This window comes from Stenotrophomonas sp. STEN035 (genome assembly GCF_056759935.1).
In genome coordinates this window covers 1-15,404 of the sequence record NZ_JBRRDY010000008.1, presented here as the reverse complement: position 1 = coordinate 15,404, position 15,404 = coordinate 1, and the positions used below count along the sequence as shown (strand labels likewise).

Annotated in this window: 10 protein-coding genes; 4 read left to right on the top strand and 6 right to left on the bottom strand. The window is 64.9% G+C overall.

Annotation, left to right across the window (positions count from 1 at the left end; genetic code table 11):
• Positions 1-192 precede the first annotated feature (192 nt).
• The 5 genes from ACVOLL_RS05835 to ACVOLL_RS05815 are packed head-to-tail and all read right to left on the bottom strand — an operon-like array spanning position 193 to position 8,472.
• Complete coding sequence (locus ACVOLL_RS05835) at positions 193-1,635, bottom strand: amidohydrolase (protein ID WP_481512038.1); 1,443 nt, start codon at positions 1,633-1,635, stop codon at positions 193-195.
• A 17-nt stretch (positions 1,636-1,652) separates the two neighbouring features.
• Complete coding sequence (locus ACVOLL_RS05830) at positions 1,653-3,464, bottom strand: amidohydrolase family protein (protein WP_481512037.1); 1,812 nt, start codon at positions 3,462-3,464, stop codon at positions 1,653-1,655.
• Positions 3,465-3,478: 14 nt separating this feature from the next.
• Positions 3,479-4,483, bottom strand: a complete 1,005-nt coding sequence (locus ACVOLL_RS05825) for a FecR family protein (protein WP_481512036.1) — start codon at positions 4,481-4,483, stop codon at positions 3,479-3,481.
• Positions 4,467-5,054, bottom strand: coding sequence for an RNA polymerase sigma factor (locus ACVOLL_RS05820; RefSeq protein ID WP_296253322.1), 588 nt, complete (start codon positions 5,052-5,054; stop codon positions 4,467-4,469). The genes ACVOLL_RS05825 and ACVOLL_RS05820 overlap by 17 nt, the downstream gene beginning before the upstream one ends.
• A 52-nt stretch (positions 5,055-5,106) precedes the next feature.
• Positions 5,107-8,472 (bottom strand): TonB-dependent receptor, encoded by a 3,366-nt coding sequence (locus tag ACVOLL_RS05815; protein ID WP_481512035.1) that lies wholly within the window; start codon positions 8,470-8,472, stop codon positions 5,107-5,109.
• A gap of 185 nt (positions 8,473-8,657) precedes the next feature.
• On the opposite strand from ACVOLL_RS05815, the gene ACVOLL_RS05810 reads away from it, so the two are divergent.
• The 4 genes from ACVOLL_RS05810 (at position 8,658) to dxs (ending at position 13,942) form a co-directional block, all read left to right on the top strand.
• Positions 8,658-9,134 (top strand): LEA/WHy family protein, encoded by a 477-nt coding sequence (locus ACVOLL_RS05810; RefSeq protein WP_481509939.1) that lies wholly within the window; start codon positions 8,658-8,660, stop codon positions 9,132-9,134.
• 37 nt (positions 9,135-9,171) lie between these two features.
• Positions 9,172-10,962 carry an acyl-CoA dehydrogenase C-terminal domain-containing protein gene (locus ACVOLL_RS05805; protein WP_481512034.1) on the top strand — a complete coding sequence of 597 codons (1,791 nt, stop codon included), beginning with the start codon at positions 9,172-9,174 and terminating at the stop codon, positions 10,960-10,962.
• Between the two features lie 237 nt (positions 10,963-11,199).
• Entirely contained in the window at positions 11,200-11,865 is a 666-nt protein-coding gene (locus ACVOLL_RS05800; RefSeq protein ID WP_481512033.1) for an HNH endonuclease, read from the top strand.
• A gap of 166 nt (positions 11,866-12,031) precedes the next feature.
• Entirely contained in the window at positions 12,032-13,942 is a 1,911-nt protein-coding gene (gene dxs, locus ACVOLL_RS05795) for a 1-deoxy-D-xylulose-5-phosphate synthase (RefSeq protein WP_481512032.1), read from the top strand.
• A gap of 229 nt (positions 13,943-14,171) precedes the next feature.
• Here the strand turns inward: dxs and ACVOLL_RS05790 are convergent, their stop codons facing one another.
• On the bottom strand, positions 14,172-15,188 hold the full coding sequence (locus ACVOLL_RS05790) for a TraB/GumN family protein (protein ID WP_481512031.1): 1,017 nt from the start codon (positions 15,186-15,188) through the stop codon (positions 14,172-14,174).
• Between the last annotated feature and the right edge of the window lie 216 nt (positions 15,189-15,404).

The window sequence follows — 15,404 nt, the reverse complement described above, 5'->3', positions numbered from 1 at the left end:
CATAGCGCTGTTGTCCGCGCTGCGCAAAACGCCCCCGCCTGGATCGAACACGAGCGGCGACCCGATGGAGGGGATCGGGCCGCCACCCGAGGGCGCGATGGGCTACCCAGCAACATCACTCCGGTCGCCACCTTGCCCACGCTGCGGTGAAGCCCGCGTAGAACCAAGATTGCAATCGCGCGACAGCGAGCTTCAGTCCTTGGCCTTGCGCCGGTAGTCCAACGGCGGCGCATCCCGCTGCAGCAGCGGCACATAGCGGAAGCCTGCGCCGCGGCGCTCGTCGAGCTCCCGCTTGGCCCTAGCCACAAGCTCCGGCGACTGCAGCAGCTGCACGCCGGCCAAGGCCATTACCTTGCCGGCGTTCAACGCGCCTTTAGCACCGATCGACATGCCCGATGCAGCAACTGCCTGCCAGCTGTGCGCCGGGGTTCCGGGCACCCAGGTTGCGGTGCTCACGCCAACCGTGGGGACGTTCCAGCTAACGTCACCAACATCGGTGGATGCGCTACCCGCCTGATCCGCACTGTAGGGCTGCAGCTGTGTTGCCACCTGCAGGTCTGGGCGCTTTTCCAGACTCTCCTGCAGCTTCTTTGCAAACGCCTGCTCGGCCGGGTCGTACTGCACGCCGCCAACCTGCTGCAGTGCTACCTGCATCACCTGCCCAAGCGTGTCGTTGGGCAACAGCGAATACACACCACCCGTCGGCTCGAACTCGGCCGTGGTACCTGTCCCCATTGCCGCGCCTTCGGCCGCCTTCTGCAGGCGCTCGATCACATCGCGCACCACTGCGGGGTCGGTGTGGCGCACGTAGTAGTAAGCCTCGGCCGCATCCGGCACCACGTTGGGTGCGGCGCCACCGTTGCTGATCACGTAATGGATGCGGGTGCCGTCGGGCACGTGCTCGCGCATCAGGTTGGCCATGTAATTGAAGGCCTCCACGCCGTCCAGCGCGGAGCGGCCGCGCTCGGGGGCGATGGCAGCGTGGGCGGCGTGCCCGTGGAAACGGAACTTGCCGCTGATGTTGGCCAGCGTCGTGCCTTGCGCAGCGGAGTTCTCGTCGGACGGATGCCAATGCAGTACCACATCCACGTCATCGAACAGCCCCGCCTTGGCCATGTACACCTTGCCGGAGCCGCCCTCCTCTGCCGGCGTTCCGTACAGCCGCACTTCGCCGGGCGTACCGGTCTGCTGCATCCACTGCGCCAAGGCGCGGGCGGCGCCCACCGACGCCGCACCGAAGAGATTGTGGCCGCAGGCCTGTCCGGCATCCTGGCCAGCGATGATGCTGCGCACCGGCTCTGCGGTCTGGGACATGCCAGGCAACGCATCCATTTCTGCCAGCAGCGCGATCACCGGGCCCTTGCTGCCATTGCGGAAGCTTGCGACGAAGGCCGTCGGCATGCCGGCGACATTGGCCTGGATGTGGAAGCCGGCCTGTTGCAACTCCTTCTGCAACAGCGCGGATGATGCATGTTCCAGATAGCCGAGCTCAGGCTGCTGCCACAACAGTTGCCCAAGCTCTGCCTGCCGCTGCGCGTAGCTGTCCAACGTGCTGATCACATCTGCGGCAAGTGTCGCTCCTGCAAGAGGAAGCAACGCTGCCAGCAACGCGGCACGCAGATAACGGGTCTTCATCCAGCCAGCCCCACGCATCAATAGAAACTGACGTTGTCGATCTCGAACCACAGCTTGCTGCCGGGTTCGCCGCTGCCGGAGACAACCAACTGCTGCAGGTCATCGCCTTTCCATACCGCCACGGGTGCCTTGGCGCGATACGGCGGCTGGCCCTGCAGTGCGGTGAACGGAATCTCCACCGTCTGCCATTGCGCGCCGGCCTGCAAGGGGGCAATGAAACGACGGTTGCCCAAGGCCCGTACTTCCAGTCGCAATTCCGGTGCGCTGCCGCGCAGCTCCAAGCGGATGCCGCGATAGGCACGCGCATCCACCGGCGCCACCGAACCACGGCTCAGCGGCAGGATCGTCGCAGCGAAGGCAGTGTCCTTGCTGGACAGCTTGGCCTGGGTCGCCAGTGCGTTGCCGCCGGTCTCGCGTGCGACGATTTCGGTGACCTGCGCGGTGCGGTCATTGCCACCGTCGGCCTCGTCCACGCGCAGCGTGTCCAGGGCGGTACGGCCATCGCTGCGCTCGAAGTCATCGACCAGGGCCTGCACCGGCAGCGCCGGCAAGGCCAAGGCCTTGTTGCCGGCCGGCAACACCGCGCCCTTGCCTTGCACCTGGCGGCCGGCCACATACACCTGCTGCGTATTGCGAACGTCGCCAATGCTCTCCCACGGGCGACCGCTTACCAGCAACAGATCCGCACGCTTGCCGACCTCGATGCTGCCACGGTCATTCACACCCAGCGCCTTGGCGCTGGCCGACGTACCAGCCAGCAAGGCCTCACTTGGCGTCAGCCCGGCCTGCACCAGCAGTTCCAGCTCACGCAGGGTCGAGGTGCCGTGCGGGGTGCCGGTCATACCGGCATCGGTCCCCACTACTACCGGGATACCGGCATCGTGCAGCGTCTTGACGTTGTGCAAGGCATTGGCGAAGTTCTGCTCGCGCTGGGCCAGCACATCCGGCTTGCCGTTGTTGCGTCCGCTGCCGTCAACGCGCTCGGGCAGATATACCGCCAGTGAAGGTGCGTAGGCGGTGCCGTGCTCGCGCATCAGTGCGATCAACTCGTCGTCGACCGAGCCGTCCTGCACGCTGTGCGCGATCACGTCCACACCCGCACGTGCGGCGGCCTTGCCGCGCTTGACCATCACCGTATGAGTGAACACCTTGAGGCCATTCTTGTGCGCCTCGTCGACCAGCGCGGTGAGGGTTTCCTCGTCCATGCTGCTGTTGTCGGCGGCATTGGAATAGCGCCAGCCGTCGGTGAAGGCCTTGATGAAGTCCGGCTTGTAGGCGGCCACCGCACGTACCCCGGCACGCGCGGCCTCGGGTGAGTTCACCCAGCGCGTGGTGTTCTCGTCACCCCAGTCCGCGCCATGGCCGAGCGGCGTGCTCATGCGCGCGGCGAACTTGACGTCGGGTGCGGCAATCGAGGCCAGCCATGCGCGGCGCGGCGCGTAGGCCTCCGGCGGCTCGTGGAAATCGCTGACCGTGGTAACGCCAGCCGCCATGTAAAGGTTCGCCACCTGCGGCAGTTCCGACGGCGTGGCGTTGGGCGTCCAATGCGTGTGCAGATCGAACAGACCCGGCAGCAACGCCTGGCCACGTGCATTGACCACGCGTGCGCCCTTGGGGGCCGCCAGCTCGGCACCGATGGCGGCGATACGTCCATCCTCGACCAACACGCTGGCTGCATAGGGCGCGCGGCCGGTGCCATCGAACACCATGGCATCGCGGATCAACACAGCCTTGTCGTCGGCAGTAGCGGCCACGCTGGCCTGCCCAGCCCCCAGTAATGCAGCGGTGAGCACCGCCAAGGCGAAACCACGCTTGCTGTTGTAATGCATGTTCTTATCCAGATTCATTGCATGGACCGCGCCGCCTGCGGCGCAGCATCAGGGGAGCTCAGTCGCACCACGTCTCCGCGCTGCTGCACCACCAGACCAAGGCTCAGCGCGACACTGTTGGCAAAACCGCGCGGGTCACTGGCCGAATACAAGCCAACGATGCGGCGACTGCCAACCAGCGGGTCATCGATGACGATGCGGGTATCGCTGTAGCGCAGGAACTGCGCCGCCGCCACCGACAAGGTGTCGCCGTTGAACGACAACATGCCTTCGCGCCAGGCCAGTTGTTGGTCCACGTCATCCGTGGGCACCGCCTCGATGCGGATGCCGTGGCTGCGGTTGGCCAGCGCGCGGTAGTTGGCCACCAGCCGCGCAGGGGCGACCGCGCCCTGGGTATCGGTCACATCGACGATGCCTTCGCGCACCAGCACCTCCACGCCACCGCTGCGGCGTTCGGTAAGGCTGACCGCGAAACTGGTGCCTACCGCGGTGACATCGGTTTCCTCCGCGCGCACCACGAACGGGCGCTGCGGGTTCTTGGCCACGTCGAACAAAGCCTCGCCCTGCAGCAGGTGGATGTCGCGGCGGGTCGCGCTGAACTGCACCCGCACCTGCGAGTCCGAATCCAGCGTGATCGCCGAGCCGTCCTGCAGCGGCACGCGCAGGATCTCGCCCTTGCGGGTAGCGAAATACTCGGCACCGTCGTCCTGGCGTTGCACGCCGATGGCGAGCACGCCAACCACGGCAGCCAGGCCCATTGCCCAGCGCAGTACGCCCCGCGCCCGTCGTGGCGCGCGGGCGGTGAATGCACGGTCCATTTCGCCGGCGGACAGCGCGCGGGCGCGGTCGGTACGTGCCAGCACTGCATGGGCGCGGGCATAAGCGCCAAAGTGGCGCGTATCGGCTTCCAGCCAGACATCACGTTGCGCACGTTCCTCCACCGTGAGTTGCGCGCGGTCCTCGCGCGCCACCCAACTGGCGGCTACATCATCAATACTCGCATCAGCGCCGACGCGCATGCCTTGCTCCTTCCGCGGCGAACCGCTCACTACTCTTCTGCATTACGTCGTCATCACGCTTCATCGAATCCATCAATACCCGGATTCCCTTGCAGATGTGTTTCTCCACGGTGTTCTCGCTGATCTGCATGCGTTCGGCGATCTCGCGCTGCGAGTAGCCTTCCACGCGCCGCAGCACGAAGGCCTGTCGACACTTGTCCGGCAGGCTTTCGATCAAGGCGCCTATGCGCGCCAGTTCCTGCCTTGATGACGCCATCCGTTCCGGGCTGACTTCGTCGCCAACAATGGCGACGCGGTCGATCTCGGCTACCGCCTCGATCGACACCACCTGCGCACGCCGCAACTGCTGCAGCACCACCGAGTGGGCGACCGAGTACACGTAGGCCTTGGGCTGCAGGATGTGCGATACGTCCGCCATCCCGGCGAGGATGGCGTAGGTCTCCTGGATCACGTCATCCACGTCCTGGCGCAGCGACAGGCGCCGCCGCAGCCAGTCGCGCAGGGCAGGCTCACAAGGCAATATGTGCTCGGCCAACCAGCCGGCACGCTCCCGTGCAAGCGCCGCGTTCATCGCGGCACCTGCCCGGTTCCCGCCACATGGCGGAATGGAACTCTTTTAGGCATCAGAACGCCTTGCTCACGTTGACGTACCAGTAACGCGGATTGGCCTGGTAGACACCCGACGGGTAACCGAACACATCGTCGGAGATCGGCGGACGCTTGTTGGCGATGTTGTTGGCACCGACCTTGACCGCCACGTTGTTGAGCCAACCTTCGCGTGCGAAGTCGTACTTCACGAAAGCGTTAGCCAGCGTCTGCGACTTCACCGTCCACGGCGTGCCATCAGCCAGGGTCAGGCCGTTTTCGACGTAGGAGCTGGCATAACGCGCGCTCGCGCCCACCGACAGCTGCTGGTAGCGCCAGGTCAGCGTTCCGGACCACTTCCATTCCGGGTTGCCGCCATTGCCGATCAGGTCACCGCCACCGGTGATGCGGATCGACGGGTCCACCAGCCCTGCGGACTTGGCATCTTCCAGCGCCTGCAGTGCCGGCGAACGCTGGCGGTAGAACTCGATCAGGTGGGTACCGGTGACCGAAAGATCGAAGCGGCCGATCGCGGTTTCCGGCGAGTTCCAGCTGAAGTTGTAGTCCACGCCACGCAGGGTCTGCGGCTCCAGGTTGACGTATTGGTCGGTGACGTACAGCACCTTGCCGGCAGCGGCCAGACCGGTGCCGGCGAAGCGGGCGATGTCGTCAGCAGTCGCATCTGCACGCACCACCGCCGAGTTGCTGCCGCCCTGCTGGCGCAGCATGTAGTCCAGGATCAGCGCATTGCCTTCGCCGAACAGGCCGATGATGCCCTCCTGCTCGTACTTGTAGTAATCAACGGCGAAGGTGAAGCGACCGTAGTTTTCCGGGATGAAGCGCGGCTGGAAGACCAGACCGGCGCTGGTATTGGTCGAGGTTTCCGGCTTCAGGTCCGGGTTGCCCGAGCGGCGCGCGGTGGTGGAGTAGCTGTAGCCGCCGCAGTTGGCGAAGGCCGGCTGTGCACCGCTGCGCTTGTCCGCCTCGCACTGGATGTAGTCGGTGCGGGTGTTGGAGCGGCTCACCACGGTGGCATTGATCTGCTCCAGGTTGGGCGCACGGAAGCCCTTGGCCCAGGACGAACGCAGGGTCAGGCCATCAAAGACCTGCCAACCCAGCGCAACCTTCGGCTTGGCGACATTGCCGAAGTCGTTGTAACGCTCGGCGCGGCCGGCCAACTGCAGGTCCAGCGAGCGCACCAGCGGGATGTTCATTTCCGGCGACACCAGCGGCACCGAGAACTCGGCAAACAGGCCCGCGACGGTGCGCGAACCATAGGTGTCCGGGGTCGGGCTGACGCCGTACATGTCGCTTGGATAGGCAACGCCGGTGATCGCATCGGTGAAGGTCACCGAGCCATCGACGCGTGCATCACGATCATCGCGCTGGGTTTCGTGGCGCACTTCCAGGCCGGCGGCCATGCCGACATCGCCAGCCCAGGTCTTGAACAGGTCCGCGCGCGAGGCCTTGAAGTCCCACAGGAACAGCTCGGTCTTGCTCTGGCGCTGTGCCTTGTAGAAGAACTGGTCCAGCTTGTCCCAGTCATTGCAGCCGCCGCAGAACGGGTTGTAGGCCGACGCGGTGGGATTGGCCAGGGCCTGCTGGAACAGCGACATGCTCACTGCATCCTGGGTGTCCTTGACCTTGGCCGCCGAGTACAGCGCAGCGCTTTCCCAATCGAAGCCGTAGTGGAAACCACGCAGGCCAGCCAAGGCGCGCACCTGGGTGTTGTTGACCTCGATGCGGGTCGGCCGCTCGAAACGGTAGCTGGTGATGGTCACCGGCACGCCGTTGGCGCCGATGTTCAAACCCTGCAGGCGGTTCGGATTGAGCGAGCCGTCGGGCAGATACATCGCGCCGAACGGATTCCAGTAGTTGTTGGCAGCCACCGTCATCGGCAAGGCGGTGATGGTGTTGACGCCGTTCTGCAGGCTGTAGGCACGCGAGTTGTAGATGCCAGCCTCGCTGAAGAACGACAAGCCATTGTCGAAGTCATGCTTGCCGGTGACGAACAGATTCAGACGACGCACGTCCGGGCTGATCGACAGCGGATACTGGCCCTGCTGGTTGTCGCGCAGATTGGCGTCGGCGCCGGAGGTGGCTTTGCTTCCGGACTGCACACACAGGCCATCGGCAATGGTCGCCGCACAGCCGCTGTTGCTGGTCGGTTGCACATGGAAGGCACCGGCGGTGGTGGTCAACCATGTGCCGTTCTTCGACACGCGCGGGCCAACCACGGTGAAGTTGCCCCACGGGCTGTTGGTGTTGCGGTTGTCGGTACCGGCAAGGCCTTCAAACGGCGTGCCGAGGAAATCCGCCGCACGGTTGCCGTTTTTGGTCCAGTCCTGGTCCAGCGAGTTCAAACCGGTGGTGTTGTAATAGTTGAAGGCGATGGTGATATTGGAGCGCAGGTCTTCGGAATTCTTGCCCCACATGCCGTTGACCCCGATATCGCGCAGGTCGGTGCCTTCACCGAAGCCTTTCTGCACACTGATGGTGCCGCCGTCCATGTCGTCGCGCAGTACGTTGTTGACCACGCCGGCCACCGCGTCGGTGCCGTAGATAGCGGCCGCACCATCCAGCAGCACTTCAACACGGCGCAGATTGGATACCGGCACCGCATTGGCGTTGTAGGTCAGCACCGGCACCAGGTTGCCGTCGGCCTGGCTGGTGGGATGGACCACGGTGCGGCGGCCGTTGATCAGCAACAAAGTATTGCCAACGCCAAGACCACGCAGGTTGACCGAAGCGATATCGCCGCGTGCGTAGTTGGAGCTGTTGCCGCCGTTGGTGCCACTGAACGAGACATCGCCCATCTGCGGGATGGAGCGGTACAGCTCGTCGCCGGAAACGGCGCCGGTGGCCTCGATCTGCTCGGCCTGCAAGGTCGCCACCGGCAGGATCGCTGCGGTCTTGGCGCCCTTGATCTGGCTGCCGACCACGGTGATCTGGTCCAGCGTGCTGACGCTGGGGCTGGCCGCGGCCGGCGCGGGCTGCGCAACATCCTGCGGCGCAGCCGGGGCTGCGGCCTGCCCGGCGGCCAGACCACCCAATCCACCGAGCGAGGCCAGCATCGGCGTTGCCGCGCGCAGGGTGATGGTGCGGCCGTCATCCGATGCCACGCTCAGACCGGTGCCGGTGAGCAGACGGGCCAGCGCCTGGCGCGGCTCCATCTGCCCTTTCAGCTCGGCCACTTCGATGCGCTGGGCCCCACCTGAATGCGCCGGGGCGATGATCTGCACGCCGGCCTGGCGGGCAAATTCCGGCAATACATCCTCGATGCTGCCGGCCTGAAGATCGAACTGCGGTGGCGCTGCCAGCGCCGGAACGGAGGCGCACAGCGCCACAACTGCCAGACCGCCGCGTATAGCGCTTGCAAGCGGCAACAACTTGAATGAACGCATTGATGAATCCCCAGAAAATGACGCGAATGGCGGCAACCTCTGCCCCCTGCATTAGTCGATGCATGACCGCGCCGGTTCCGCCATCCCATCGTCATAGTGGCTGATCTTGCAGACCTGTACCCAACGGGCCGCCATACGCCGTAGTATTCTTGGGAGATAAGCTCAGGACCCGAGGACCACGCCCCATGCGTTTTCGCCCCCAGTACGCCTTGATGGCCGTACTCGCACTTGTACTCACCGCCTGCGGCAATGGCCCGGTGAAGCGCGTCTCCGAACCGGCCGCCAGCATCCAGCAGTTGAGCGTCGGCAATGACGGCAACTGGGAAGTGGAATTGCGCCTGCGCAATTACAGCTCAATGCCGATGCGTTTCGACAACGTGTCGCTTGCGGTGAAGGTTGGCGATGAAGCCGCCGGCACGCTCAGCGCCAGCCCGGCGCTGTCGATCGGCCCGGAATCGGCCGACGTCATCAAGGTCCGCCTGCAGCCCTCGTCCTCGGCGCGCATTGTCGTCGCCGATGCACTGGCCGGTGGCCGCTCGCTGTTCTACGAACTGGAAGGCAGCGTCAGCGCCACGCCAGAAGAAAAGAAGCAACGCAGTTTCGACATCAAATCGCGCAACAGCCTCAACCAGGCCCCGGGCCTGCCCGGCGTGCTGCGCTGATCCCCTACCCGTTCCCGCATAGTTCGAGAGCCGTCTGATGAGCAACTACAAAGCCCCTGTTACCGATCTTCGCTTCGCCCTGCACGACGTATTGAAGGCCGAGTCCCTGTTTGCATCGATGGGCTTCGAAGATGCCAGCGCCGACGTCATCGACGCGGTACTGGAAGAAGCCGGCCGTTTCAGCACCAGCGTGCTTGCCCCGCTCAATGCGATCGGCGACCAGACCGGCTGCAAGCTCGACAAGGCCACCAATGAAGTGACCACCGCACCGGGCTTCAAGGAAGCCTATGCGCAGTTTGTCGAAGGCGGCTGGACCGGCCTGACCGCATCGCCGGACTTCGGCGGCCAGGGCATGCCGGAAACCATGGGCATGGCCTTGAGCGAAATGGTGTCCTCGGCCAACCTGGCCTGGAGCCTGTTCCCGATGCTGTCGCACGGTGCGGTTGAAGCGCTCAAACACTACGGCGAAGACTGGCAGAAGGAAGCCTTCCTCAAGCCGCTGGTGGCCGGCAACTGGACCGGCACCATGTGCCTGACCGAGCCGCACGCAGGCACCGACCTGGGCCTGCTCAAAACCCGCGCCGAGCCGAACACCGACGGCAGCTATTCGATCACCGGCACCAAGATATTCATCACCGCCGGCGAGCACGACCTCGCCGACAACATCGTGCACCTGGTGCTGGCCAAGCTGCCTGACGCACCAGTCGGCCCGAAGGGCATCTCGCTGTTCGTGACCCCGAAGTACAAGGTCGCCCGCGACGGCAGCCAGGGCGAGCGCAACGAACTGCATTGCGGCGCGCTGGAGCACAAGATGGGCATCCACGGCTCGTCCACCTGCGTGATGAACTTCGATGGCGCCCAGGGCTACCTCGTCGGCCAGCCGCACAAGGGCCTGCAGGCGATGTTCGTGATGATGAACTCCGCCCGCCTCGGCGTTGGCGTGCAGGGTCTGGCGCAGTCCGAGCGTGCCTACCAGGGCGCACTGGCCTATGCACGCGAGCGTCTGCAGTCGCGCGCACCCAAGGGTGCCGTGCAGCCGGACAAGCCGGCCGATCCGATCATCGCCCAGCCCGATGTGCGCCGCATGCTGCTGACCACCAAGGCACTGACCGAAGGTGGTCGCCTGCTCGCCGCACACGCTTACACCCAGCTCGATGCCGCACACAGCAGTACCGATGCGCAGGCGCGCGCCGACGCCGATACGCTGGTCAGCTTCCTCACCCCCATCGTCAAGGCCTGCCTGACCGAGTGGAGCATCGAGGCTACCTACAACGGCCAGCAGGTGTTCGGCGGCCACGGCTACATCGCCGAGCACGGCATGGAGCAGTACGCCCGCGATGCCCGCATCACCACCTTGTATGAGGGCACCACCGGCATCCAGGCGCTGGACCTGATTGGCCGCAAGACCGCCGCCTCGCAGGGCGCCGGCCTGAAGCTGTTCCTGGCCGAGATCGAGCAGTTCATCGCCGCCAACGCCAGCAACCCGGCCGTGGCCGAGTTCCTGCCGATGTTGGGCGGCAAGGCCAAGGAATGGGGCAAGCTGACCGTCGACGTGCTGCAGCGTGCCGCCGCCAATCCGGAAGAACTGGGCGCAGCGAGCTGGGACTACCTGTTCTACAGCGGCTATATCGCAGTTGCCTACTGGTGGGCCCGCTCGGTGGTCGCCGCGCAGGCGTCCAGCCACACCGATGCCTTCAAGCAGGCCAAGCTGGAGACCGCGCGTTTCTATTACGCCCGCATCCTGCCGCGCACCCTGAGCCACGCCGCCGGCATCGCCGCCGGTGCCGACTCGCTGATGGACATGGATTCGGTCCGCTTCGGCGACTGACCCAAACCGACCAAGCAGCACCATAGCCCCTCTCCCGCCCGCGGGAGAGGGGTTGGGGTGAGGGCAGCCTTTTGCTTCTGGCTTTAGCCCCTCGCCCGTTTACGGGAGAGCGGTTGGGGTGAGGGCAGCTCTTGCTTCTGCCGCCACCAGCTTCGCGGCTAACGCCGCTCCCACAAAACCTGAGCTTCACCCGCCTTTACACAAACTGTCACGCATCGTGTATAAGCTGTTAACCCGATGGAGACAGACACTACACCGCGTAGTCTGATCGATACCGGAGCCGGGAATTCCGCTCCGACAGACGGGTTTTCACTTCCGCCCTCCCTGCACCGCCTCGGCTCCGTGCGACTGTTGTCGCTGGATGCCCACGGCCGCGTGTTGGACTGGATCAACTGGCAGGACGCTGCCTGCCTTTATGCACGCGGCGCCGTCGCCTGGACCATGGGCGATCCCTGCCTGCACGTGCATGGCGCTATGTCGCGGCTGACCGGCCTGCGCAGCGGCATGGACCTGCACCCAATCATTGCCTCGCGCGGCCACGCCCGCTCGCGCGCGATCGATCCTACGCCCAACCTCACCAATCCTGCGTTGTTCGCGCGCGATGCCCAGCTCTGCCTCTACTGCGGCCAGCACTTCAGCCGCCCGCAACTGACCCGCGACCACGTCCTGCCCGTCTCCAAGGGCGGCAAGGACACCTGGGAGAACGTGGTCAGCGCCTGCTTCCACTGCAACTCGCGCAAGAGCAACCGCACCCCGGCGCAGGCCAACATGCCGCTGCTGGCAGTGCCCTACCGGCCCAGCTGGATCGAGCACCTGATCCTGTCCAACCGCAACATCCTCGCCGACCAGATGGCCTTCCTGAAGTCGCAGTTGCCGCGCAAAGCCCTGCAACGCGGGCTCTGAGCCCCACACTGCGGTCTCGCGTATTCATGCGAAACAGCCATCCAGGCTGAACACGGCCTTCAGCTTGGTGCCAAACCACCTCATCCGGCACTCATTGATGATGTGCTTTGCTTGCCCCACCCTCTCCGGACGGGGAAAATACCGTTTCGAGTGAAACGCGAAGACCATGATCGACTCTGCCAGCTATCCGCGCCTGTCGCGCATCAAGACTCCCGATGACCTGCGTCTGTTCGACGAGAGCGAACTGGGGGCCATTGCCGGCGAATTGCGCGCCTACCTGATCGAATCGGTGGGCAAGAGCGGTGGTCACTTCGCGGCTGGCCTGGGCGTGATCGAGCTTACCGTTGCCCTGCACTATCTGTATGACACCCCGGTTGATCAGCTGGTGTGGGACGTGGGCCACCAGACCTACCCGCACAAGATCCTCACCGGTCGTCGCGACAGCATCCACACCGTCAAGCAGAAGGACGGTGTCGCGCCGTTCCCCAAGCGCGAGGAAAGCGAATTCGACACCTTCGGCGTCGGCCACTCCTCGACCTCGATCTCCGCCGCACTGGGCATGGCCATCGCGCGCCAGCGCCAGGGCGATGATCGCAAGGTGATCGCGGTGATCGGCGACGGCGCGATGACTGCCGGCATGGCCTTCGAAGCGCTGGCCCACGCCGGCGGCATGGACGACGAGCCGAACGTGCTGGTCATCCTCAACGATAACAACATGTCCATCTCCGAAGCCGTCGGTGGACTGACCAAGATGCTGGGCCGGGCAACCGCCAGCCGCACCCTCAACGCCCTGCGCGAGAGCGGCAAGAAGATCCTTGGCGACAAGCGCCACAGCCCGCCTGCGCGTTTCGTGAAGCGCTGGGAAGAACAGTGGAAAGGCATGTTCGTGCCGTCCACCGCCTTCGAGCAGATGGGCTTCCATTACACCGGCCCGATCGATGGCCATGACCTGCCGCTGCTGGTATCGACCCTCAAGCACCTGAAGGATGCCAAGGGCCCGCACCTGCTGCACATCATGACCACCAAGGGCAAAGGCTACGAGCCGGCCGAGGACGACCAGATCGGCTACCACGCCGTCGGCCCGTTCGACCCGAGCAAGGGCCTGCCGGAAAAGGGCGCGCCCAAGAAACCGACCTATACCGACATCTTCGGCGACTGGCTGTGTGACGCCGCCGCAGCCGACCCGAAGCTGCTGGCAATCACCCCGGCCATGCGCGAAGGCTCGGGGCTGGTGCGTTTCAGCAAGGAATATCCTGACCGCTACTTCGACGTCGCCATCGCCGAGCAGCACGCGGTGACGCTGGCTGCCGGTATGGCCACGCAGGGCTCCAAGCCGGTGGTCGCCATCTACTCCACCTTCCTGCAGCGCGCCTACGACCAGCTGGTACATGACGTCGCCACCCAGGATCTGGACGTACTGTTCGCCATCGACCGTGCCGGCGTTGTCGGCCCGGATGGCGCCACCCACGCCGGCAACCTCGACCTGAGCTACCTGCGCTGTGTGCCGAACATGGTGGTCATGGCGCCGGGCGATGAAGCCGAGTGCCGGCAGATGCTGAGCACCGGCCTGCAGTACAAAGGCCCGGCTGCGGTGCGCTACCCGCGCGGCACCGGCCCCGGCGCTGCCGTTGGCTCCGACCTGTCCACGCTGGAAATCGGCAAGGCACAGCTGCGCGTGCAAGGCAGCCGCATCGCCATCCTCGCCTTCGGCGCGGCCGTGCCGGCGGCTGAGCAGGTCGGCCGCGAGCTGGGCCTGAGCGTGGTCAACATGCGCTTCATCAAGCCACTGGACAAGGCGATGCTGCTGGAACTGGCACGCACGCATGACGGCTTTGTCACCGTTGAAGACAACGTGGTTGCCGGCGGTGCTGGTTCGGGCGTCTCCGAACTGCTCAATGCCGAAGCCGTGCTGATGCCGATGCTGCACCTCGGCCTACCCGACAGCTACCAGCACCACGCCAGCCGCGAAGACCTGCTGGCCGAGGCCGGGATTGATGCGGCGGGCATTCGCGCAGCAATCCTGAAACGCTGGCCGAAACTGCAGGACAGCACGGCGCCGTTGAGCGCGGCGAGCTGAGCTGAACTCAAACTTGTGAGCACCCCGAAATCCGATGCCAGCCCCCTGGCATCGGATTTTTCTTTTTGTGGGAGCGGCGTAAGCCGCGAAGCAAAAGCACCATCCGGTGAGGGAAAAACCGGTTGTTCGAACTATCTCAGCTTCGCGGCTTACGCCGCTCCTACAAATCAGCAACAGCGTCGCCCGCCATCCCTGCATGAGCTCCGCACTCAGACCACAGAACTGATCTTCAGGGCGACTCAACCTCATACCCACGCGCCTGCAGCGCTGCCAGATAGCCATCGGCTTCCAGCAACCGATCCACCGGCAACATCGCAAACGTTTCTTCATTGCGCTGCAGCGCCCCCTCCGCAATCGACAACCAATGCTGCCGCACGCGAGCCTTCAGATCGCCGTAGCCGCGATTGCGCACAAAGCCAGACTCGGTCACCGCCTGCATGCAGGCACTGCCGGCATCTTCATAAGGGGAGCGCCGCAGTGCCTCGATATCACCCACCGCCCAGGCATTCGCCCGCTCGACCAAGGTGGGCAGATCGTGCTCGATCAAGGCAACGGTCCGCTCCAGGCACAGCGCATCATTCATACCGCCTTCGCGGAATTCCCGGACGGCAGCCTTGGGATCTTCAATCTTGATCTTCAACGCCGTCGGTGTGGGCGTGATGCCTGCTGCTTTTGCCGCAGCCTCAACCACAGGCCAGACAACCGGTTTCTGGCCCAAGCCAATCGCCTTGGTAGCCGCCGCCTGCAGCTCAACAGCGGCGAACATCGGGCGCTTGCGCTCGATGCCACCGTCCCGGGGCAGGTAGCGCTGCTTCACTGCGCGCCAGCGCGCATATACCGCAGGCTCGAGTACATCACTCAACTCGGCACCATCCTCATTGCGCATGCCCTTCCAGACCGAAGGCGCCAAGGCCAGCTTGCCGAAGAAGCCGATGTCCGCATCGAACGTGAGAGCAGGTGGCAACAAGACTTGCCCCGAGCGCGCAATCACCGCACGCACCTCATCGGCCCGCCATTCGATCTGATTGGGCAAGGGCGACACCGTGCCCAGTATCCAAAGCACATGCCCATCCTTGCTGACCCGCCACAAACCCGGCCCGGGCTGAACACCATGGACGACGACCGCCTCCATATCGCGGATTGGTGCCGCCCCCGCGTCCGCATGCACTTCGACCACTTCCTGCGCCGATATCCCTCCTGCAAACAAGCACATCAACAGACAGCAACCACGCAATCTCTGCACCATCGACATACCTGTCTTCCTTGAGACGACCTGGCTGGCGACATTAGCCATTTCGTTACAGCAATGCGTTAGAACATCGTTCTTCAAGTGCAATAAATTGCCAGCCAACCATGTAGTGGGGGGGGGCCGGCGGCCGGGGGGCGGCGGGTGTGGGGGGGGGGGGGCCGGCCTGCCGGGAGGCGGGAGCCGGCGGCCAGGGCCGGCGACGCCACACCTGGG